The sequence below is a fragment of the Roseburia sp. 1XD42-69 genome (genome assembly GCF_003612565.1).
Taxonomy (GTDB): Bacteria; Bacillota; Clostridia; order Lachnospirales; family Lachnospiraceae; genus Roseburia_B.
The window spans coordinates 1-23,792 of record NZ_RAZG01000032.1 but is presented as its reverse complement, the minus strand read 5'-3'; the positions used below and the strand labels follow the sequence as shown (position 1 = coordinate 23,792).

Sequence of the window (23,792 nt, the reverse complement as noted above, 5' to 3'; positions counted from 1 at the left end):
TTACCAAAGGGACAGCATACCGATAAAAGTTATTCCAGTTGTAATAATGCCGATGCGGACAGCAAGTTTTCGGTTCCTAAGAAAATTCATGACATTCCTCCTGCAATTTAAAATAAAATATATTATTTATAAATTATCAAATACCACGGTTTCCTTTTCTAGTCCATCTGCCACTTCCTGGTTAATGCCCATGCGCTGTGTGATATCTTCCATATCATGGGCAAGGTTCTTTGTGTTTCCTGCAACGCCGGCAATGCCGTGGGCGCCCTGGTTTATGGCCTCCGTGATGGTGCCGATGGAGCGGGCAATTCCTGACATGGAGTGTTTTAAGTGTTCTGTCTGCTCATGAAATTCATCCATGACCCGGCGGATGTAGGCAGCATCCTCTTTATACTGGGTGCCGGATTTTACAAAGGCCTGAAACTCCGTAAGTACGGACTGGTTCATATAGTCCACAAGATGCTGGGCATTTTCCGATAGGTTGTAAACGGCGGAAGTGACCACGCTGTTGACTTCCTGGATCCGGCTGGCTGTCTCCTGGCTGGAGCTGGCCAGGTCACGGACTTCCCTGGCCACCGCCGCAAATCCTTTGCCGGCAGTCCCTGCATTGGCGGCCTCCACAGAGGCGTTTAAGGAGATTAACTGGGTCTGTTGGGATATGGCAAGAATTTCCCCGGTAAGGGTTTTGATTTGTTCCACACTTTTGCTTTTTTCTATGGCGTCATTTAAAGAGTTTAAAATCTGTTCCGCTTTTGCACCGGTAATTCTTGCACTGTCTTGGGCGGACTTTTGCATGATGCCGGCCCGGTCATTCATTTGGATGGTGTAATCAGTAATGGCGCTGCATTCCTCCGCCATATTATTCACATCGCCCATAATGCTTTCTGCATTCTCATTGATGTGGGAGACATTCTCCGCCACCTCCTGTATGGTGGAGGAGAGCTGTCCTGCGAGGGAGGACAAGCCGGAAGCGCTTCCTCTGGAAGCCCGGGTTCTCTTTAAAACTTCCCCTGTCATATTGTGGATGCGCCCGGAACTTTCCCGGATAGTTTTTATCATACTTTTTACAGGAACTACCACATATTTTGTAATCAGTTTTAAATCTGCAAAGACAAGGAAGATACAGATAAGCATTGCGGAGATTCCCATGGCCAGGGAGAAGAGATATACCATGGAGAGATGTTTTCTAGCCAGGGAAGTCTGTTGGCTTATGGAGGCGTTTAGGGTATCGATGTCGCCTTTCATGGCATTGGCGTAAAGGGCAACATCCCCGTTGGCCAGGGCATAGGCATCCTGGGTCTTGTGGCTTGCGCTGGCACACAAAAGCCGCACCAAGGCATGTTTAAAAGAGTCATAATCCGATAGGAGGGCGTCGTAGTCAGTTTTGTCCTCAGAAGAGATATAAGGTTTGTATTCTGCCAGCTTTTCGTCTAAAAGGGCCTCCTCTTCTTTTATCTGGCCCACAAGGGTAATCATAGTATCATAATCGGTGGCTACGATGTGGCTTAAAGCCATTTTATGTATGTTCATGGAGGACTGGCATATTTCTGCAAGACGGCTGTTTCCCGCCATATAATTGTCGGCAATGTTGGAAGCATTGGCATTTACTTTACTTATATTAAAAATAAAAAGAACATTAGATAAAAGCGCCACTATGCCCAAAAGGGCGATAGGAATAATTAAACGTTGTTTTAAGGTTATGTGTTTCATAAGGGACGGTACTCCTTTGGTATCTGCAAATTTTGGGCTCTTATGGGGCTGTGACGGCCTCAACCAGTTCATCCAACTGTTCCTGAAGTCCTTTTCCGTTAGGATTTCCCGAGAGGATTTCTGAGGTAAATGCAGTCACAGGTTCCCAGAAGTTGCCGCCGATGCGCTGGAGGCAGGAATATTCTGACTGGTTTAACAGTGCGGTGATTGCCGGAGAATTCTGTACTTCTTCCCAGGCGGCAGCATTTTTGTTAGAAGGGCCCTGGCCCCGCATGAGAAAGCGGAGTTTCTGATTTTCCTCACAGGCAATCCATTGGGCCAGTTTTGCCGCCCACTCTTTCTGTTTCGAGTATGCATTCACCCCGATTAGCTTATAGCCGGAGAAGGAGGCCATCTGAACCTGCTGTCCGGCGCAGGTGTAGGAGGGAAGTTTTGACGCTTTGAAACCTTCGCCCCAGGCTTCCTCCACTGCCACAGCATTCCATACCCCGTTTACCCCTGCAATAATTGTGCCGTCTTTTACACCCTGTAGGAATCCTGCGTCGTCGGTGCTTAGAAATCCCGGGTGGCCCGCCATGTCCACCATGGCCTTAGCCACGTCTGTTCCTTTCAAATCCCCTTCCGTGCTGTTCCAGGTACAGTAGTTTGTAATGCCGTCGTCATTTAATCCCAGGGTCAGGCCGGTGTTGCCGAAAAGGGAGTATACATACCATCCGGAAGACCACTCCATGGAGACTTTTTTGTTCAGTGATGCAGCTTTTTCCAACATTTTATCCCAGGATAAAATGTCTTCCTCTGAGAAATACCGGCTGTCATAATAGAGAAAATATCCGTTGTCTGCCGTCAGGGGAAGGGCATAGATGGTATCTTTTACAGATGCTGCCAAAACGGCTTCCGGCAGGTTTTCTTCCCTGACGGTTTCCGGATTTTCCACTGGTTCCAGTGCACCTGCGGCTACCAGGGTGTTTAACTGGTCATCTGCAAAGGCAAAAACGTCCGCCCCGTTTTCCAAATCTGCCATCAGGCTGTTGGTGCATGTGCTTTCGCTCTGGGGCGCATAGGTAATGGAAAAATCAGCTTGTCCCCTGTATTTATTTTTAAAATCCTGGATAATTTCTCCCAGAAGTTCTTCGTCTTCCTGGGCGCCCCAGACAGTGAGATTGACCGAATCAGCATCGGGAGCCTGGGGTTTTTCCAAGGGTTTGGAATTTTCCCTTTGGCATCCGGACAATAATGCGGCCAATAGAAGGGGCGGAAACCATATTTTTATTTTCTTTTTCATAACATTCTCCATAAAATGCATAATTTTATATATAATAACATTTTTTATTCATTTTTGCAATGTGATATTCACTGGGAATCTTGATTTCCACAGGAAAATTTGAATGAGGATATCCCTAGAAAAACTTGCAATTTATGCATTGGGACAATATAATAAATATGGCAGATACTGCCTTGAGTATGCAAGGGACAAAAAGAGGTTGTGCGATGAGAAAAAATGTGTTTTCCTTTAAAAATCTGTTAAAAGCAGCCTGGGTTATTTACGCCATGGCCAGCATTATTGTGTGGGTGCCCCAGATAGACAGGCTTTTAACGAAAGATTATGATGTAATATCGGAACATATCTCCCTAGATGACGGCTGGGAGGTGGCCATAAATGATAAGAAGTTTCACAATGTTTCCCTGGATGCTTTCCATTTTCCGGCAGTAAACACCGGGGACAGGATTGTGATGGAGCGGACGCTTCCGGAGGACTGGGAACTTACAGAGGCTGTACTTAGGCTTTATATCAGACATTCGGCGCTGGAGGTCTATGTGGATGAAGGACTGATATACGAGTACGGGTTTGATAGGATCCATGAGCATAAAACGGTGGGAAGCGGATATCAGTTAATAAATTTTCCACAGGAATATAAGGGAAAGACATTAAAAATCCAGATGTATCTTGCGGAGGATAAAGTTTTTACAAAGTTGGATTCTGTCCAGATCTACCCCTGGGAAAATGCCTACCGGGTAATTATGACGGAAAACAGGCTGCCCCTGTTTTTCGGAGGTTTTCTTTTTATTTTCGGACTGTCCGTGTGTATTATGACTATTTTTGCCATAGTGTTTTCACGAAAGTATGTAAGGCTTTTGTGCATTTCCGTTTTTTCTCTGTGTATGGGGCTTTGGACTGTGTGCTATTACAGGGTTCTGATTGTGTTTGCCATCCCTCTCTACTCCATGTCCCTTATGGAGCATATTGCTTTTTACATGGCGCCTTTTCCACTGCTGCTGTACCTTCGGGATGACGTAATAAGCCTTGGAAAAAAGGTTTTCCGGATACTGTACCGCATCCTTCTCATAACCTATATTTTAGCCTTTGGGACGGCAATGGCGCTGCACACCTTTGACATTGTCCACCTCGCCGCCATGCTCCCGTATATCGTGGTACTGTTGGTGCTGTGCCTTTTGTTTTCCTTTGTGGTTGAGGTTTTAAATTTCAGGGGGAGCAAGACACAAAACAGGCTGTATCTTCTGGGAGTGGTGCTGATTGTATTTTGTATCGGATATGACCTTACGGGATATGTCTGGGAAAGATATCTGGGGGATAGTTCCCTTATGGCGGTGAAAGGGGTGTCATCCATTGGAGTCCTGGGATTTATCATTCTTTTGTTTATTTCATTTTATATAGAAATAACCAGGAAGATGATGCAGGATTTAGAGCGGAATTCCCTGATTAAAAGCGCATATACCGATGAGCTGACACAGCTTCACAACCGTCGGTACTGCATGGAACATATGAGGGAGCTCCAGGAGAAAAAAATTACGGATTATGCGGTTTTCTGCTTTGATGTAAATAATTTGAAAATGGTAAATGACACTTACGGCCACGGAAAAGGTGATATTTTAATTAAAAGTGCCGGGGAAGTGCTGGCGGAGACTTTTGAAGATTACGGGGTGGTGGCCAGAATGGGGGGCGACGAGTTTATCTCCGTGATACATACCTCTGACCAGGAGATAATCAGAGAGTTGATGGAGCGTTTTCAGGAAAATGTCCGGAGAAAAAATCAGCAGATAACGGATTTGGATTTGTCCATTGCCTGTGGTTTTGCCCTGGGAAACGAGACAGGGCAGGAGATAGAGAAAGTGTACCAGAGGGCGGATAACCGGATGTATGAGAATAAAAAGGAAATGAAAATGGCGGCAGGAAATGTAAGATAGGGCCAGGGAAGCCGTGTGTGGAGTTTATGATGAAAACAGAGAACAGAAAAAAAATAAGTTGGAGAAAATATTTTTGCTTGGGATTTGTATTAATGCAGGCGCTGTTTGTACTTATACAGCCTGGTATGGCGGTGCAGGGACGGGAGAGCCGCAGAGTAAAAGTGGCGTTCTTTCCCATGGAGGGCTTTCATAACTACTCAGAGAAAGAAGGGTATGGGGGCCTGGATGTGGACTATCTAAAGGAGCTGTGCAATTTTACCGGATGGGAAATTGAATATGTGGAGTGCGAAAGCTGGAATGAGGCCCTGGCTCGTCTGGAGGCAAAAGAAGTGGATTTGGTGGGCTCTGCCCAGTATTCCAAAGAGAGGGCGGAGGCCTTTGACTATGCCTCGCTTTCCAGCGGGTATACGTTTGGCTGCCTCTTTACAAATAAGGGCAAATGCCTGGCTTTTGAAGATTTTCACACTATGAGGGATATGAAATTCGGGGTGGTGGAAAGCTATGTCCGCAAAGAGGAGTTTTTAGACTATATCCGCAGAAATGGAATCAAAAACCCCAGAATCTTAGAGTACGGAACTACAAAGGAACTGCAGGATGCTTTGGCAGCCGGGGAAATTGATATTGCCGCCCACACTTTAACGGAGGTATGGGAGGGACAGTGTCTCATTGGGAAATTTGCTTACGCCCCTTATTACTATATCACGTGGAAGGGAAACTATACCCTGTTGGATGAGTTAAACAGGGGGATTGAAAACCTGAAAATAAATGACCCGGCATTGGAGCAGGAACTTATCACCCGGTATTATGGAAACCGCAGGGAAAACTTCGGTATGGAGGAGAGGGATTTTATCAGCCAGGGGGAGACGGTCCGCATTGGCTTTTACAAAAATACAAGGCCCTTGGCCTACATCAACAGCCAGGGGGAATATGACGGGATTTATATTCAAATTTTAAAGAAAGTGTCGGAGAGAAGCGGAATTCCCATAGAGTTTGTGCCACTGGATAGGAACCATTACTGGAGAGAGCTTTTGTTAGAGGGGGAAATTGATTTTTACGCAGGCTCTAACAGCATGCAGCTTGCAGGGGATGAAACCGTTGTGACCACCTGTGAATTTATGCCTTACAATTCTGTGATTGTGTCAAAAAACGATTATGTGTTGACAGAAGGGGTAACATTGGTACTCACAAAGGGCCGCGCATACTGGGCGGATAAGCTGGAAATCGCAGGGGATGTGATTTACCGGGACAGTGCAAAAGACTGCCTTCATGCCCTGGAGAAGGGGGAGGCGGATATCACCCTTTTAAATACCATAGAATATAACTACCAGTCAAAAAATGAAAGGTTTTCCAATTTAATTGAGTGGGATAATTACAGATATCAGTCGGGAACCACCCTGGCGGCTGTCAGGGAGTCGGACCCGGTGAGGTTTGAAGTGATGAATAAAGCTCTTGGTATGGTGTCCCTGGATGAGAAGGAGGATATTATCAACCAGTATATGAATATCTCCTATGAAAGTTATAATATATTGGACTATCTGTACCAAAGCAAAAATGTGATCGCCGTCTCCTTCCTCTTAATTATATTATTTATGGCCTTTGGATTTGTCGTGTCAGGAATGCGGAAAAAATCTTATCTTGTTCTGGAAAAAAAGAACGGGGAGCTGAGACAGGCCATCAGGGATGCAGAGAAAGCCAATCAGGCAAAAACGGATTTTCTCTCCCACATGTCTCATGACATACGGACTCCCATAAATGGAATTATGGGTATGCTTAATATTGCAGAGCGAAATCCTGAGGATTTGGAGCGGCAGGCGGACTGCAGGGAAAAAATTAAGACGTCAGCCAATCATCTCCTATCCCTGATTAATGATGTGCTGGACATCAGTAAGATGGAGAGCGGGAACGTGGAGTTTACCAGGGAAGAGTTTCATCTGGGGGAACTTTTGAAAAATTGTTTTGCGATTATGGGAGGACAGGCGGAGGAGCGGAAAGTAAAAATGACGATGGAGTTTGAAGAGCCGGATAAGCTCTCCGGCGGATATTTTGTGGGCAGCCCTCTCCATATCAAACAGATCATCATAAACATAGCGGGAAATGCAGTAAAATACAATAAGCCAGGGGGAAGTGTAAAGTTAAAATGTTATGAGCTTTCCCGGGAAAAAGAAACGGTGCAGATGTGTTTTGAGATTTCCGATACAGGTATTGGAATCAGTGACGAATACCTGCAGCATATTTTCGAGCCTTTTACCCAGGAGGAGGGCGGCGCCAGGACAAATTACCAGGGTACGGGTCTTGGCATGACTATCACCAAAAAACTGGTGGAGGGCATGGGGGGAACCATACACATAGAAAGCGAACTGGGCCGTGGCAGCGTTTTTACTGTGGTGCTCCCGCTGGAGGCAGGAAATCCTCCTCGGCTTTTTGAGGAGGATAAGGAAAAGGTATCTGTGGATATTAAAGGAAAACGGGCGCTTCTTGTGGAGGACAATGAACTGAACCAGGAGATTGCGGAATATATCCTCACGGAGCTGGGAATAGATGTAACCCTTGCCGTCAACGGGCAGGAGGCGGTGGAACTGTTTAAAAATTCGGCTCCCGGGACATTCCACATCATATTTATGGATGTGATGATGCCGGTGATGGACGGCCATGAGGCCACCAGGGAAATCAGAAGCTTAAAACGGCCTGACGGGACAAAAATTCCCATTATTGCCATGACTGCAAATGCTTTTGCGGAAGATGTAAAAGCGGCAATGGACGCAGGGATGAACGAACATATCACAAAGCCTTTAGAGCCTGAAATTATAGACCGTGTCCTGCGGGATTGGCTCACAGAAGAAAAACAGGAAAAATAACTATATTTATTTTGGAAAAACCTTGGGAATACTTGTTTTCCTCAGGTGAATGAAGTATAATTACATCAAATGAGTTTAATTTTGGATAAATTATTTCAGACAAAAGGAGGAAGTGATATGTACCATTGTCATGTACGGTTTTATTTATTGGGCAGACGGTGCAGTGTATTTGAAATAATTAAGAAAATGCCCCCATTGGAAAATTTTACCCATGAATTTTTAGAGAGCGGGGAATTGGGGGAAGAATTGGCGGCAGGGTCAGATGTTATAATTGCCAACCTGCAGGATATGGGGATAGAGGAGACTGCGGAGCGGCTTGTGCAGGCAAAGGGGAAGACTGCAGAACTGATTTTGCTGGCAGATAAAAATCAGATGGGAAATCTTCCTGAAAATTTACAGGGAATTCATGATATCTGGCTTTGTCCCATGTCACAGGAGGAGGCCAGGTTCCGGCTTCTCAGATGGCAGCAGACATATAAGATGAGTAAGGATTACTGGCAGGCAAGCCACTTTTTAGAGACTACCATTAACGGTGTGCCGAACCTGGTGTGGTACAAGGATAAAAACGGGATTCATGAGAAGGTTAATGACAGTTTCTGCCAGGCTGTGAATAAGACAAAGCAGCAGGTGGAGGGCAGGGGCCATGCATATATCTGGGATGTGGAGCAGGATGACCCTGCCTGTATTGAATCGGAGCGGGAGGTTATGGCCAAGAGAAAGACCTGCATTTCCGAGGAGACGATTCAGACAGGGGCGGGTATGCGCACCCTTATGACGTACAAGTCCCCTCTGTATAATTTGGACGGCAGCGTGATGGGAACTGCCGGGGTGGCTATTGACGTGACACAGGAGCGGGCATACGAGCAGGAAATCGTGGAAAAAAATAAGATGATGGAGAGAATTTTTACCACCATTGACTGCGGTGTGATGCTTCACACCGTTGACGGTTCAAAAGTCTTAAGCGTAAACAGGGCGGCCCTTAAAATTCTTGGATACGAGTCCCAGGAAGAGATGATGGCCGACGGTTTTGACATGGTGGCGGAGACCGTTATGGATGAGGATAAGCCGAAGCTTCGGGAGTGCATTAAAACCCTGACCCAGGTGGGGGATACAGTGAGTGTGGATTACCGTGTACAGCACAAGGACGGGGCTGTTTTACATATTATGGGAAATGTAAAGCTTCTCCAGGAAAACGGTGAACGTTTCTACCAGCGTTTTCTGTTGGACTGTACGGCCCAGAAACTTCAGGAACAGAAAAATGAAAAACGGCAGACGGAGCTGGTTCACGCCTTAAGTATTGACTATAACATTGTGTGTTCCTTTGATTTAGATACGGATACGGGAATGCCCTTAAGAAGCAATAAAAGGGCAGGGGGGATTTTTGCTGCGCCTTCCGGGGAAAAACTCTCCTTTCATGACAGCATAGAAAGATATATCAGTGAGTATGTGTACGAGGAGGACAGAGCGCTTTTAAGCCAAAAACTATCCGCTGAAAACCTGAAAAAGGAACTTGCGGAAAAGAAAGTTTATTTTGTAAATTTCCGGGTGTGCACTGACCGGAAGATAGAGTACTACCAGGCAAAAGCCGTGCGCACAGGCAAATGGAGCGAGGATAAGGGAATTGTCCTGGGGTTCCGCAGCGTGGATGAGGAAATGAAAATTGAGATGGAAAAGAAGACGTTGCTGGAAAATGCCCTTCAGCAGGCGAACAGGGCCAATAAGGCGAAGAGCATCTTTTTGTCCAATATGTCCCATGACATCCGCACTCCCATGAACGCCATTGTAGGGTTTACCTCCCTTGCCATAAACCATATCCAGTCCAGGGATTTGGTGGAGGAATACCTGAAAAAAATTATGACCTCGGGCAACCATCTCTTAAGCCTTATCAATGATGTTTTGGACATGAGCCGCATTGAGAGCGGGAAGATTCACTTAGATGAGAATCCCTGCTGCCTGCCGGATATTATCCAGGGGCTTCGGAATATTTTACAGGCGGATATCCATGCAAAGCAGATGGATTTAAATATTGATGTTGTGGATATTGTAGATGAGGAAATTTACTGTGACAAGCTTCGTTTAAACCAGGTGCTTTTAAATCTTTTGAGCAATGCGGTGAAATACACTGGGACCGGGGGAACCGTCTCCATGCGGATTACGGAAAAGAAAGGGGCGCCAAAGGGCTGCGGGATATACGAGTTTCAGATTAAAGATACGGGAATCGGCATGAGCCAGGAGTTTGTAGAGCATATTTTTGAGCCTTTTGAGAGAGAGCAGAGCAGTACAACCAGTGGAATTCAGGGCACAGGGCTTGGAATGGCCATTACAAAAAATATTGTGGACATGATGCACGGCACCATTGAGGTGAAAAGCCGCCAGGGTTTGGGGACAGAAGTAAATGTGTGCTTTACCTTCCGGCTTCACTCCGATAAGAAAGAACCCATTGAAATCCCTGCGCTGAAAAACTGCCGGGCACTGGTGGTGGATGACGATTTTAACGCCTGCGACAGTGTGACGGATATGCTGGGACAGCTTGGAATGCGCACGGAGTGGACTTTGTCCGGGAAGGAAGCGCTGCTTCGCACGCGCCAGGCGGTTTCCAGGGATGATATTTACAATGTGTATGTGGTGGACTGGATGCTTCCGGATATGAACGGCATTGAAGTTACCAGGAGAATACGAAAAGAGATGGGAAAGGATGTTCCCATTATACTTATGACGGCGTATGACTGGGCGGATATCGAGGAGGAGGCAAAGGAAGCCGGCATCAATGCATTTTGCAGCAAACCGCTGTTTTTATCGGAACTGCGTAGATGTCTCCACGCTATTGTGGATGCGGATAAAACCGAAAAGAAACAAAAGGATGGAGATGCAGATAAGCATTACAGCGGACGTATTCTCCTGGCGGAGGACAATGAGTTAAACCAGGAGATTGCAACGGCAATTTTGGAAGATGCCGGATTTACCACAGATATCGCCGGAAACGGGCAGTTAGCGGTGGATATGTTGAAAAAATCTCAGCCCGGGTACTATCAGCTCATACTTATGGATGTGCGGATGCCTGTGATGGACGGCTATCAGGCCACCAAGGAAATCAGAAAATTTGAGAACCACGAACTGGCTTCCATCCCCATTCTGGCAATGACGGCAAATGCTTTTGAGGAAGACCGGCAGGAGGCATTAAAGTGCGGTATGAACGGCCATTTGGCAAAGCCTATTGACATAAAGGGACTATTTGATACCCTGGATGAAATTCTGCAGTAAAAAAGAAAAGGAAAGTATATGGAAAATGTGTTTGGGGCGGAAAATGTAAAAGTCCTTGTGGTGGACGACAATTTAATTAACAGGGAGATTGCCAAGGAGTTCTTAAGTACATACCATTTTAAAGTGTGGGAGGCACAGGATGGCTTTCAGGCCGTAGATTTGGTAAAAGATATAAAGTTTCATGTGATTTTTATGGATTATATGATGCCGGAGATGAATGGCGCCAAAACTGTGGAAAAAATCCGGGGAGAATGCGGGGAAAATGGGAAATATCCTGTAATTATAGGGCTTACCGCCAATGAAACGGAAGGGGGAGCGGACCATTTGTTAGAAAAAGGGTTTCAGGCTGTCCTCTCAAAACCTCTCTCCAGGGAAAGGCTTGACCAGGTGCTTTCCCAATTTGTACCCGGGGAATCCATGGAGGTTTCCACAGATGATTTGCGGCATAAAGGCACTGATCCCGGTTTTTGCAAACTGGATATTCCAGGGATTGACAAGGAGCTGGCAGAAAAGTACCACGGGGAATCCCTGGGGGATTACAGGGAACTTTTAAGCCTTTATGTCCTGGACGGAAGACGAAAGACTGTGCTTCTCACAGAGCTGGTTGAAAAAAAAGAATATAAAAAATATGAGGTGGAGGTTCACGGGTTAAAAAGCGCCTCCGCCAATATAGGGGCGTCAGGGCTTTCCCTGGCCTTCCGAGAGCAGGAACTGGCTGCGGAGAGGGGAGACGGGGAATTTATTGCCCAAAATTTCATAAAGGTGCTGGCTTTGTTTAAAGAGCAGATGGAGAGCATTGAAACATACCTAAAAGCCGGTAAAGAGCAGGAAAGGCAGGAAAAGCCGCCCATTGCAGATGACGTTTTAGCAGGGGAGCTTAAAACTGCTTTGGAAAAAATTTTAAAACTTCGCTTGGGGGAGAGCCTGGATAAAATAGAAAGTCTGGAGAGTTACAGCCTGCGGAAAGAAGTAAGGGAGAGGTTGACAGAAATAAAAGTACAGCTTAAACTGTATGAGGACAGCAGGGCAGAAGAGCTTTTACAAGAACTTTTGGATGATTTAGCCGAGGAGGAGTTGTAAGTATGAAAATGAGTATTTTAGTGGTGGATGACAGCATTATTAATCTGTCAGCAGTGGAACAGAAGTTAAAGGACAGGTATGATGTGGCTACTGCAAATTCCGGCGACAAGGCCCTTAGGTATTTAAAAAACGAGAAGCCGGACCTGATACTTCTTGATATTAAAATGGATAACATGGACGGAATCGAGACCCTGAAACAGATACGTGAAATGGAAAACGGCACTGACATACCGGTGATCATGCTTACCGCAAGGGGCGACAAGAGAAGCATTGTGGAAACCCAGAGGCTGGGAATCTGCGATTATGTGTTAAAACCCTTTGATCCCCAGGAACTTCGCCTGCGCATCGAGAAGGCCCTGAGGAATCAGGCGAATTCCTGATAAATCCTATTTTGGAAGGATATAGGAGGCACCTACTTCGTGTAAAAACATTGACAAAGAGATATAAAAGAGGTATCATATTAAGGTGTATATATAATAAAATACAAGAGAGAACACGAACTTGATGTTTGGGAGGCAGGAGTAAGTGATTACCGACAATGAATTTAGGCGGATCGTAGCATATGTAAAGGGGAATTATGGCATAGATTTGAGCCAGAAAAGAGTGCTGGTGGGCGGAAGGCTGGAAAATTACCTTGTGCGAAACGGCTATGCAAGCTGCGATGAATATATCAAGAAAGTCGAGTCAAATCCCAAAGGGGGGGAGGCGGTCGACTTAATTAACGTGTTGACGACGAACCATACATATTTTATGCGGGAGAGCACCCATTTTGACTATCTTAGAAATGTAGTCCTTCCCTGGGTGAGACAGAAGGCCGGCGGGGAGCGGGATTTGCGGCTCTGGTCCGGGGCATCTTCCACGGGGGAGGAACCTTACGCCCTGGCTATGGTGCTCCTTGACTACTTCGGTATCGAGAGTTCCCAATGGGATACCAGGATTTTAGCCACGGATGTATCCACCAGAGTGCTGGAACATGCCATCAAAGGCGTTTATTTAAAAGAGGAAATTGCACCGATTCCCTCCCATTGGAAACAGAAGTATTTTAAACAAATCAGCGCAGAAGAGTTTCAGGTAAAAGACGAATTAAAGAAACAAGTGATTTACCGTAAGTTTAATTTGATGAGTCCTTTTCCTTTTAAGAGAAAGTTTCACGTTGTCTTTCTGCGGAATGTTATGATTTATTTTGAGGATGATACGAAATACGAACTTGTTAAGAAGATTTACGATTTTACGGAGCCGGGAGGATATCTGTTTATCGGTACCACAGAGAGCCTTGACCGGGACAAAACACAGTTTCAGTATGTTCAGCCATCTATATATAGGAAAGTTTAAAAGCAATAGAAAGCAGGGGATTTATAATGAGGCCGATTAAAGTATTAGTTGTAGATGATTCCATGGTTTTTCGCAATTTGCTTGTGCAGGGGTTAAATGCAGACCCTAATATCGAAGTGGTTGCCCAGGCGGAGGATGCATACGAGGCGAGGGATGCGATTCTAAAATATAAGCCGGATGTTATGACGCTTGACGTGGAACTTCCAAGAATGAACGGCATTGAGTTTCTGAAAAAACTTATGCCTCAGTATCCATTGCCGGTGGTTATGATCAGCGCCTTAAGCGATAAGGTTTTTGACGCCTTAGATGCCGGGGCGGTGGATTTTGTGAATAAGCCGGATAATTTAAACAGAGCCCAGCTCAACGCTTTTCTCACCCAGGAGCTGGCGGCAAAAGTGAAAATAGCCTCCACAGCCAAAGTGGGGAAAATGAAACGGGCGGAAACCAATTCTGTATTTGCGCGTCTTAATGTGGGGACAGACCGCATTGTGGCAATTGGGGCGTCCACCGGAGGCACAGAGGCCATCTATGAGGTGGTAAAGAAATTTAAGAGGGATATTCCCGGAGTGGTGATTGTTCAGCATATGCCTCCCGGGTTTACGAAAATGTATGCGGACCGTCTCAACAATCAGTGTGAAGTAGCGGTGAAGGAGGCGCAGACAGGTGACCGGGTTCTTCCCGGCCAGGTGCTTATCGCACCGGGGGATAAACACATGCGCCTTGTGAAAGTGGCGGGAGCTTACCAGGTGGAATGCAACGGCACGGATAAAGTAAACGGCCATTGTCCTTCCGTGGATGTACTGTTCCACTCTGTTGCGAAAGTAGCTGGAAAGAATGCGGTGGGAGTGATTCTCACAGGCATGGGCGGCGACGGGGCCAAAGGGCTCTTGGCCATGCGCAATGCAGGTGCCCTTACTGTAGGGCAGGATGAAGCCACCTGTGTGGTATATGGAATGCCTAAAGTTGCCTATGATATCGGGGCGGTACAGCATAAGGTTCCCTTGTCAGTGGTTGCTGGAAAGGTTTACAGCCTGTTAGCAAATAAATATTAATTTTGAAAGGAGAAGGAACGGATGAAGATTTTATTAGCAGAAGATGATTTTGCCAGCCGTAAATTTATGGATAAACAACTGTCACGATACGGGGAATGTGATGTGATGGTGGACGGTGAAGAAGCTGTAGATGCCTTTATGATGGCGCTGGAAGACGACGAACCCTACGATTTGGCATGTCTCGATGTGATGATGCCTGTGATGGATGGCTATCAGGTGCTAAAGGCAATCCGGAATATTGAGAAACAGAAAAAGATACCCAAGGATAAGTGCGTGAAGGTTGTTATGACAACGGCGCTGAATGAGGAGCGCAATGTAAAAATGGCATTTGACCTTGGATGTGAGGCCTATGTGGGGAAACCTATTGATGTGGAGAAGTTTGAAAAAGTGCTGAAAAAGCTGGATCTGATTTAAAGTACAGCGCAAAAGAGAATTCTTTAGATTGGAGGAAGTATGGCAGAAGAATATAATACAGACACAGATAGTATGCTTTCCGTTTATTTGTATGAAAATGGCCAGCTTTTGGAAAAACTGGAAGGCATTATATTGGAAAAACAGGATGAAGAATGTTTTGATGATTCCGACATCAATGAAATTTTCCGTATCATGCACACAATCAAAGGTTCCTCGGGGATTATGATGTTTGAGAACATCACGAAGGTGGCACATAAGCTGGAGGATGTTTTCTACTATTTAAGGGAGTCCCATCCCGATGATGTTCCCCATATGGAATTGGTGGAGAAAGTTTTGGATGTATCGGATTTCATTACCGGTGAGATTGAAAAAATCAAAGAGGGTGACGAGCCCGACGGCGATGAGAGTAAATTGCTGGAGGAATTGGATGAATTCTTAAGCCGTATTAAAGGTGAGATTAAGAAACAGGGCATCCGTCTTCCAAAGACAAATAAAAGCGAGGAGCCGGCACAGTTTTATGTGGCGCCGGTGGCTGAGGCAGACAGTCATTTTTATAAGATTGTGATTCATTACAGAAATGACACCCAGATGAGCAATATCCGCGCATATTCCGCCACCTATGCTTTAAAGGAGATCGCGGAGGATCTTTTGTATTCACCGGATGATATCCTTTCCAATGAGGCAAGTTCCGACACCATTCTTGCGGAAGGTTTTCACATGCTTTTGCAGACGAAGACGGATAAGGAAGGGGTCTTGGAACTTATAGACAGCTCCGAGGCGGAAGAGATTGATTTTGAGGAGATTACCTCCGAGGAATACGGCAGGGAGATTGTGAACCTGGGCCATGATGAGTTGGAGCCTATGGCGGAGCCGGAACATGATGTACCGGCGCCGAAAGAGGAAAAGAAGGCGGCACCGGCTCCCGGCGATTATGTTGTAAAGACAAAGGCGGCAGGGAAAGGGAAAACCCTGGCGAAAAACCAGCCGAAGCAGCAGACCATTATCAGCGTGAATGTGGAGAAAATGGACGCCCTTATGGATTTGATCGGAGAGCTTGTCATTGCGGAGGCTGTTGTTTTGCAGAATCCCGATTTGAAAGTGCCGGGCCTGGAACTTGGAAATTTCCAGAAAGCGTCGGCGCAGCTCTCAAAAATTACAACGGAGCTCCAGGAAGTTATTATGTCCATGCGTATGATGCCTCTGACCAATACTTTCCAGAAAATGAAGAGGATTGTCTTTGATGCCTCAAGAAAGCTGGGAAAAGATATTGAGCTGGAGGTTATCGGTGAAAATACCGAGGTGGATAAAAATATTATTGAGCATATCTCAGACCCTCTGATGCATCTTGTGAGAAATTCCGTGGATCACGGCATCGAGGAAGATGTGGAAGACCGTAAAGCTTACGGGAAGCCGGAAAAGGGAAAGATTACCTTAGAGGCTAAGAATGAGGGCGGCAAGGTTTACATATGCGTAAGGGATGACGGTAAGGGGCTCAATAAAGAAAAGCTCTTTGATAAGGCAATGTCAAACGGACTTATCGACAGCAGCAAAGAGATTACGGATTTCCAGGATAAGGAGATTTACAGGTTTATTACATTACCGGGCTTTTCCACCAAAGAGCAGGTGACGGAGTTATCCGGCCGGGGCGTTGGTATGGACGTGGTGGTAAAAAATATCCAGGATATCGGCGGCAGGCTTGACATTGAAAGCGTGGAGCATGAGGGCTCGGAGATGACCTTGATTATCCCTCTGACCCTGGCGATTATCAACGGAATTGTAGTTCAGGTGGAAAATTCCTTATTTGTAATTGAAACGGCCTCCATCAAGGAGTTTGTGAGGGTATCGGAGGAATCCCTGATACAGGAGCCCGGCGGGGAGGAGTACCTTGTCTTAAGAGGTGAGTGCTATTCCTTTATCCGTCTGAATGAAAGATATCATCTGTCAGACGCTCATGAAAAGATAGATGACGGAATCGTTGTTGTTTTGGAACATGAGGGTACGCAGGTATGCGTGTTAATTGATAAACTGCTTCAGGAACAGGAGATTGTGGTGAAACCTATTCCTCCTTATGTGAAAAAAGTCAAAGGTCTTTCCGGATGTACACAGCTTGGAGACGGGAGCATTGCACTGATTCTTGATATCGGCGGTTTAATACTGAGCGAGGAAAGGAGATAGTACATGGCGGAAGAACTGAAAGATGAAATAGTGGAAGCAGTGGAAGAGTTTGAAGAAGACGGCCAGAAAGGTATGTTTATGACTTTCCAGACGGGCAAAGAGTATTATGGTATAAGCATCAGTTATGTGAATGAGATTATTACCATGCAGCCGATTACGGCGATACCTGAAGTGGAAAACTATATTAAGGGCCTGATTAACCTTCGAGGTAAGATTATTCCTGTGATTGATGTTCGGGCAAGGTTTAAGATGGAACCACAGGAGTACACAGACAGAAACTGCATTATCGTTATTGACGTGAAATCCACAGTAATTGGTCTGATTGTGGAAAAAATAGCGGAAGTGGATTCCATCTTAGAAGATGACATTATGCCTCCTCCTGCCTTAAGCCATAAAAATACAGAGAGAAACAAGTATATATACGGCCTGGCTAGGACAGGGAACACGGTGAAACTGCTGTTGGAGCCGGAGCGGCTGATTCAGCAGGATGTTTTAAATGTGATAGAAGACATTAAAGAAAAAGAACAATCATAAAAAAGGAGAATTTACCATGAAGAAAAAGAAATTTTCAATCCATGACATGGCAGTCAGAAGCAAACTTATCATGTTCAGCACAATATTGATAATCCTGATGGTTTTCATTTCAGGTGTTGGCTTGTGGGTATCTTTCAATATTAATAAAGCAAGGTCTGCCAGGTATGACAATTATGCCATTGGAAAGTTTTATGTCAGCGAGTCCTACAGCTGCTTTGCAGATGTGAAGGTCCGTCTGAGAAATGCCCTCTACATGTACCATGAAGATCCGGAAAAACTGGAAGAGCAGATTAACCAGATGCAAGAGTACAAAGTAAAGCAGGAGCAGAACTTTGCAGAATTTGAAAAGAGGCTTGCATATTTAGGCAGTGAGATTGAGAGCCAGTATCACGAGCTTGACGACAAGATGGATACATATATAGTTACGGCGGAAGATATTGTCAGGCTGGTAAAAGAAGGAAAAGTTACAGAAGCCAGAGAAGAGCTTACAAACGATGGCGTGGCTGTGGCAGACGTAGTGGAAGAAAAATTGATGACATTGATGGATACCATGGAGAAAGCGGCAGAAGAGAACGGTGAGCTTGTTGATAAGCAGTTAATCGGCATGGCAATTATTTTAGTTACCGTTTCTGTCCTTGCAGTAGTTATTACCCTGGCTTATTGCTTTATGCTCATAAAGGCGATTACCATTCCGGTACGGAAATTATCAGTGGCAGCAAGACAGCTTGCTGAGGGTGATGTGGATGTGGATTGTGAGAAAATTTACAACGATGATTTAGGCGAGTTGATGGATGAATTCTCCATTATGGCGGATGCCGTCAAAGAGCAGGCAAAGATTGCGGATTTAATTTCCCAGGGGGATTTGACCATAGAGGTAAACCCCAGAGGGGACAAGGACCTTTTAGGCCACTCCTTCCGGAAATTGTTAAATGACCAGAACATTACATTGAGCAACATTAAAGAATCCGGTTCCCAGATAGCAGTGGGATCCGACCAGGTGGCACATGCAAGCCAGGCTCTGGCACAGGGTTCCACCGAGCAGGCAAGCGCATTAGAGCAGGTTACTGCATCTATGGACGAAGTGACACAGCGTACCAAAAATAATGCTACCGAGGCAGGAGAGGCAAATACCCTTGTAAATACTATTAAAGAGAAAGCGGCAGAAGGAAACGGACAGATGAAGTCCATGATTGAGGCTATGGACAGCATCAACGAGTCTTCCGAGACGATTTCCAAAATTATTAAAACGATTGACGATATTGCATTCCAGACAAATATCCTGGCATTGAATGCGGCTGTTGAGGCGGCTAGGGCAGGTATTCACGGAAAAGGTTTTGCGGTTGTTGCGGAGGAAGTTAGAAACCTGGCTGCCAAGAGTGCGTCTGCGGCCAGTGAGACGGCAGAGATGATTGAGGATTCTATCCGCAAAATTGCTAACGGTACAAAACTTGCAGAGGAGACAGCAAGTTCCCTGGATGAGATTGTACAGTCCATCGATGAGATTGTAGGATTAATCAGCGGAATTACAGTATCCTCCAGTGACCAGGCAACTGCAATTTCCCAGATTGATCAGGCAATTTCCCAGGTTTCCACAGTTGTCCAGACCAATGCAGCGACCAGTGAGCAGTGTGCGGCTGCCAGCGAGCAGTTATCGAACCAGGCAGCTACTTTGAAAGCGCTTATTGGGCAGTACAAACTTTTGGCGACAGGACAGAGCAGTTCCTATGTGGATACCTCAGACAATAGTTACAGTGACAATGAGCAGGTAATTTCTCTGGAGGGAGATTTCAGCAAATATTAAGAGCTAGGTAGTTTGCAGAGCATGACATGAATAGGGAGCGGTTCCAGTTGAATCGCTCCTTTTCTTTCGCATATGATATAATGATAAGAATGGGAAGATTTAAGACGTAGGAGGAGCGTGGATGAACGAGAGGACAACAATTTTAATTGCTGAAGATGTGGAGATTAACCGTGCCATTCTAAAAGAGATGTTTGAGGAACAATATGAGGTGGCGGAGGCGGAAAACGGCCAGGTGGCCATTGATTATCTTTACAGCAACGGGGAAAAAGTGGCGTGTCTTCTGTTGGATTTGGTTATGCCGGTAAAAACAGGATTTGACGTGATGGAATACATGAAAGAAGCGGGGATGATGGATGCAATCCCCATTATCCTTATCACAGGGGATGACTCTAAGGAGACAGAGGAAATTGCATACAATTACGGGGCTGCGGATATTATCTATAAACCTTATATAGAACGTGTGGTTATGCGCCGTGTAAAAAATGTAGTGGATCTTTATTCCCACAAAAACCACATGGAAGCCTTGGTTCAGGAAAAGACACTCCAGATACAGGAGCAGTCCAAACAGTTAAAAGAGACAAATGAGATGATTTTGGATGCCCTTGGCAGCGTGGTGGGATATAAGACAAATGAGTCTAAGGAACACACCAGGCGGATACGGAAATTTACACGTATTATGCTGAAATATGCGGCGAAGTTTCACCCTGAATTTGAGCTGGACGAAGAGCATATTGACATGATTGTGCGGGCAACAGCCCTCCATGATATTGGAAAGCTCGGAATTCCCGATGAAGTTTTGCTGAAATATGGAAAGCTTTCCCCCGCAGACGAAAGGCTGATGCAGTCCCATACCACCATCGGTTGTGAGATTTTAGAGTCATTCAGTCAAATCAGTGATCAAAAGTTTTACGACTACTGTTATGATATCTGCAGACACCACCATGAGAGATGGGACGGTAGCGGTTATCCAGATAAACTGGCAGGGGATGAAATTTCATTTGTTGCCCAGATTGTCTCACTGGTGGATGCATATGAGGAATTAGTTACAGAAAATGCCTACCATACGCCATACACCCATCAGACTGCCGTGCAGGCAATTATGGATGGGGAAGAAGGGGTATTCTCCCCTATGGCGCTGGAATGTTTTCAGTTATCCAATGAGGAATTCCAAAAATTGGTAGAATTTTCAGACAAATTGAGTCTTTTGTAATGAAAGGGGTTAGACATGAATAATAAGATATTAATCGTAGATGATATAGAGATAAACAGAGATATGCTGGAGATGATACTTGGGGATACATACGATATTCTCCAGGCGGAGGATGGCAATCAGGCATTGGAGATTGTAGACCAATACAGGGAGACCATTGTGGCCATTCTGCTGGATTTGATTATGCCCAAGATGGACGGATATGAGATTTTGCAGGAGTTGGAGAAAAAAGGATATATTGGAAAGATTCCGGTGCTGGTAATCAGTTCCGAGACTTCTTCCGCCTCAGAGAACAGGTGCTTTGACTACGGAGTTTCCGATTTTATCCATAAGCCTTTTGAAGCCAGCTTGGTCAAAAAGAGGGTGGATAATATTGTGGAGCTGTATCTGTATAAGAGAGAGCTGGAGGGCAACTTAGAAAAGCAGACAGACACGATTCTCAGGCAGTATGAACTCCTTAAGAAACAGGCAGACAAACTGAAAGAAAGCAATGTGAGGATTATTGAAATCCTTGGCACTGTGGTGGAGGGAAGAGATTTAGAGAGCGGCGAGCATATCAAGAGGGTCAAAGGTTTTACGAGTATTCTGGCAAATCAGGTGAAGGAGCATTATCCGGAATATGGGCTGGATGACGGAAAGGTACATATGATTGCGGAAGCCAGCGTGCTCCATGATGTGGGAAAAATTTCCATACCTGACAATATTCTGTTAAAACCTGGAAGGCTTACCCCGGAGGAGTTTGATGTTATGAAGACCCACGCTGCAAAGGGAAGCGAGATTTTGGAGAGCATTACAGATGTGTGGGATGAAGAGTATGGCAGGCTCAGCTATGATATCTGCCGCCATCATCATGAGCGCTATGACGGAAAGGGATATCCCGACGGGCTTGTGGGGGATGAGATACCTATTTCCGCCCAGATTGTGTCTATTGCAGATGTATATGACGCCCTGGTAAGCGTGCGGGTTTATAAGGATGCCCGGCCGAAAGACGAGGCTTACCGCATGATTTTAGACGGAGAGTGCGGTACATTTTCTCCTAAGATTATAGAGTGCTTTAAAAATGCAAAAGAAGAATTTGAAAAGCTGGCAGACGAAAACCAGTAATATAAAAGGTATTTTCTCACAATACAGTTTAAAAAGCAGCCACTAGAAAAGTGAGCTGCTTTTTTTATACATTTGTAATAAGTGCTTTCATTTTGGATTGAGGAAGAACATACTTTTCTAAAAATTCTTCATAGGAGCAGGGTTTTCCATAGTAATATCCCTGTATAAAATCCGGGGAGAGGTCAAGAACCATGGACAATTCCTGGTCTGTCTCCACGCCTTCCACACACATGTGAAGGTTCATACTGTGAATCATACCGCTCATAAGGGACAGGAGTTTAAATTCATACTCGTTGTTTAATGCCTGGGTGGTAAGGGAGCGGTCGATTTTAATAATGTCCGGTTTTAAGTTGTACAGATAATGAAAGTTGGAATATCCTGTGCCAAAGTCGTCTAAGGCCAGCCGGACGCCTTTTTCTCTCATGCATTCCCATAACTTGGCAAAACGGATATCCGAATCCAGCACGCCGCTTTCTGTCAGTTCCAATACCACACTGGAGGGGGCGATATCGTAGTATGTAATGGCGGAGGCAATCTCTTCTATAATGTCGCTTTTCATAATCTGTATATAGGAAACGTTAATATTTATGCGGAAATCCCGGATGTGCATCTGAATATTTTTGCAGGCCCGCAGAGCTTCATGGAGAATCCACCGTCCCGCCGGAATAATCAATCCCGTCTCCTCCAAGATTGGGATAAATTCCCCCGGGGAGACAGAGCCGTATTGTTCGCTGGTAAAGCGCATCAAAGTCTCTGCGCCGTAGAGTACTCCGGTTTCCGCATTGATTAATGGCTGATAGTAGGCTTCAAATCCCTGAAAATCATTGTAGACGGCTTGTCTTAAATGTTTTGTCAGCTTCTTTTTCCTTAAAAATTTCGTATAGTCTTCAGGGTTAAAAACGTAACATCGGTTTTTTCCCAATCGTTTGGCTTTTTGAAGGGAAAATTCAGAGAGCTTCATAATATTGGAATAAGAGTGTTCTGTACTGTGATTCCAGCTTAAAATTCCGCCGGAGACAGTGTAAGTTGCCTCATAACGGTTTTCCTCCACAAAAGCGTGGATTCTCCCCTGGATTTTATCGTAGAGCAATTGGGCCTCCTGAGTGCTGTTGCAGGTGTTGTCCACAATAATAAATTCGTCCGCCACAACCCGGTATAGCTGCTGGTGCGGGCTTATGCACTCTGAAATACATTCCGCTGTCTTCCGGAGAATCATATCCCCATATTCAATTCCCAGTTTTTCATTGATTTCCTTAAAATCATCCAGTCCCAGCCTAAGAATAATGCCGTTTTGATGGGACGTTTCATCCAGGTAATGGTGAAGGCTGGACTCGCTGAGAAGGCCGCTCACATTGTCCGCCTTCTGTTGGCGTCCGATTTCATTGATACAGCCGATGATGTAAAGTGCCTCTCCTTCACGGTTGCGCACCACATACCCCCGGTAATTTACCCAGATAGGCTTGCCATTTTGGTCTACCAGACGGTACTCCAGGTTGTGGATGGCGGTCATAGATGAAATATATTTTTTAAAATCTGCCTTGAGGTTTTTAAAATCCTTTGGGTAAATAAACATGGAGTAATTTTTGGAAGCATTGTGAAAACAGTTAGATGGCATAGAAAAGCGTTCTACCGCACTGGGAGAAACATAGAAGAAATCGTTGAGAAAGTCATAAATATACAGGTAATCATCCATGCAAGGGTGAAGCAAATCGATTACCTGACAAAATTGTTCAACGGAAATTTCATTATATGCATGTCCTTGATATTCCATGTCCTACCTCCCAAATAACGCATTACTTGTATATATTATATTAAAAACTGGTAAACTTTGCAATCGTCACTTAGTCCTATATTTTTATTGTAAACAAAAAAGTTCTTGACAACTAATCAATATTAGAATATACTAACAAAAGAAACAAAATAATTTGTATTCAGGGAAGGAGATAAAAATATGCCGGGTCTTCGACACTTGTCAGAAATATAAAACACTACAAACCGCAGAAATGCGGGCTTTTTTATGTCAAATTTTATTTATTTTTATGTTGTATGGCGTTGTTTTA

The 23,792-nt window shown here is 45.1% G+C and carries 16 protein-coding genes; 13 read left to right on the top strand and 3 right to left on the bottom strand.

Annotation, left to right across the window (positions count from 1 at the left end):
* Positions 1-126 precede the first annotated feature (126 nt).
* Together D7Y06_RS14710 and D7Y06_RS14705 are read right to left on the bottom strand one after the other, a co-directional pair.
* Positions 127-1,710 (bottom strand): methyl-accepting chemotaxis protein, encoded by a 1,584-nt coding sequence (locus D7Y06_RS14710; RefSeq protein WP_120408532.1) that lies wholly within the window; start codon positions 1,708-1,710, stop codon positions 127-129.
* A gap of 40 nt (positions 1,711-1,750) precedes the next feature.
* Entirely contained in the window at positions 1,751-2,992 is a 1,242-nt protein-coding gene (locus tag D7Y06_RS14705) for an extracellular solute-binding protein (protein WP_120408531.1), read from the bottom strand.
* A 206-nt stretch (positions 2,993-3,198) separates the two neighbouring features.
* Here D7Y06_RS14705 and D7Y06_RS14700 point away from each other — a divergent pair, with 206 nt between their 5' ends.
* The 13 genes from D7Y06_RS14700 (at position 3,199) to D7Y06_RS14640 (ending at position 21,732) form a co-directional block, all read left to right on the top strand.
* Positions 3,199-4,914 carry a GGDEF domain-containing protein gene (locus tag D7Y06_RS14700; protein ID WP_120408530.1) on the top strand — a complete coding sequence of 572 codons (1,716 nt, stop codon included), beginning with the start codon at positions 3,199-3,201 and terminating at the stop codon, positions 4,912-4,914.
* Between the two features lie 77 nt (positions 4,915-4,991).
* Positions 4,992-7,769, top strand: coding sequence for an ATP-binding protein (locus D7Y06_RS14695; RefSeq protein ID WP_158591380.1), 2,778 nt, complete (start codon positions 4,992-4,994; stop codon positions 7,767-7,769).
* Positions 7,770-7,886: 117 nt separating this feature from the next.
* Complete coding sequence (locus tag D7Y06_RS14690; protein ID WP_120408528.1) at positions 7,887-11,030, top strand: response regulator; 3,144 nt, start codon at positions 7,887-7,889, stop codon at positions 11,028-11,030.
* An 18-nt stretch (positions 11,031-11,048) separates the two neighbouring features.
* A complete protein-coding gene (locus tag D7Y06_RS14685; RefSeq protein WP_120408527.1) occupies positions 11,049-12,110 on the top strand; it encodes a response regulator in 1,062 nt (353 codons plus the stop codon).
* Between the two features lie 2 nt (positions 12,111-12,112).
* On the top strand, positions 12,113-12,490 hold the full coding sequence (locus tag D7Y06_RS14680; protein ID WP_120408526.1) for a response regulator: 378 nt from the start codon (positions 12,113-12,115) through the stop codon (positions 12,488-12,490).
* A 145-nt stretch (positions 12,491-12,635) separates the two neighbouring features.
* On the top strand, positions 12,636-13,442 hold the full coding sequence (locus D7Y06_RS14675) for a CheR family methyltransferase (RefSeq protein ID WP_120408525.1): 807 nt from the start codon (positions 12,636-12,638) through the stop codon (positions 13,440-13,442).
* A gap of 26 nt (positions 13,443-13,468) precedes the next feature.
* Positions 13,469-14,494 carry a protein-glutamate methylesterase/protein-glutamine glutaminase gene (locus D7Y06_RS14670; protein ID WP_120408524.1) on the top strand — a complete coding sequence of 342 codons (1,026 nt, stop codon included), beginning with the start codon at positions 13,469-13,471 and terminating at the stop codon, positions 14,492-14,494.
* A gap of 21 nt (positions 14,495-14,515) precedes the next feature.
* The gene (locus tag D7Y06_RS14665) at positions 14,516-14,908 is read left to right on the top strand and encodes a response regulator (RefSeq protein WP_120408523.1); all 393 of its coding nucleotides are present in this window, start codon (positions 14,516-14,518) and stop codon (positions 14,906-14,908) included.
* 39 nt (positions 14,909-14,947) lie between these two features.
* Positions 14,948-17,083, top strand: coding sequence for a chemotaxis protein CheA (locus D7Y06_RS14660; protein WP_120408522.1), 2,136 nt, complete (start codon positions 14,948-14,950; stop codon positions 17,081-17,083).
* A 3-nt stretch (positions 17,084-17,086) separates the two neighbouring features.
* Positions 17,087-17,617 carry a chemotaxis protein CheW gene (locus D7Y06_RS14655; protein WP_120408521.1) on the top strand — a complete coding sequence of 177 codons (531 nt, stop codon included), beginning with the start codon at positions 17,087-17,089 and terminating at the stop codon, positions 17,615-17,617.
* A 16-nt stretch (positions 17,618-17,633) separates the two neighbouring features.
* Complete coding sequence (locus tag D7Y06_RS14650) at positions 17,634-19,418, top strand: methyl-accepting chemotaxis protein (RefSeq protein WP_120408520.1); 1,785 nt, start codon at positions 17,634-17,636, stop codon at positions 19,416-19,418.
* Positions 19,419-19,539: 121 nt separating this feature from the next.
* Positions 19,540-20,628 carry a response regulator gene (locus tag D7Y06_RS14645; protein WP_120408519.1) on the top strand — a complete coding sequence of 363 codons (1,089 nt, stop codon included), beginning with the start codon at positions 19,540-19,542 and terminating at the stop codon, positions 20,626-20,628.
* Between the two features lie 15 nt (positions 20,629-20,643).
* Positions 20,644-21,732 carry an HD domain-containing phosphohydrolase gene (locus D7Y06_RS14640; protein WP_120408518.1) on the top strand — a complete coding sequence of 363 codons (1,089 nt, stop codon included), beginning with the start codon at positions 20,644-20,646 and terminating at the stop codon, positions 21,730-21,732.
* Positions 21,733-21,796: 64 nt separating this feature from the next.
* On the opposite strand, the gene D7Y06_RS14635 is transcribed toward D7Y06_RS14640, so the two are convergent.
* Positions 21,797-23,503 (bottom strand): bifunctional diguanylate cyclase/phosphodiesterase, encoded by a 1,707-nt coding sequence (locus D7Y06_RS14635; RefSeq protein WP_120408517.1) that lies wholly within the window; start codon positions 23,501-23,503, stop codon positions 21,797-21,799.
* Between the last annotated feature and the right edge of the window lie 289 nt (positions 23,504-23,792).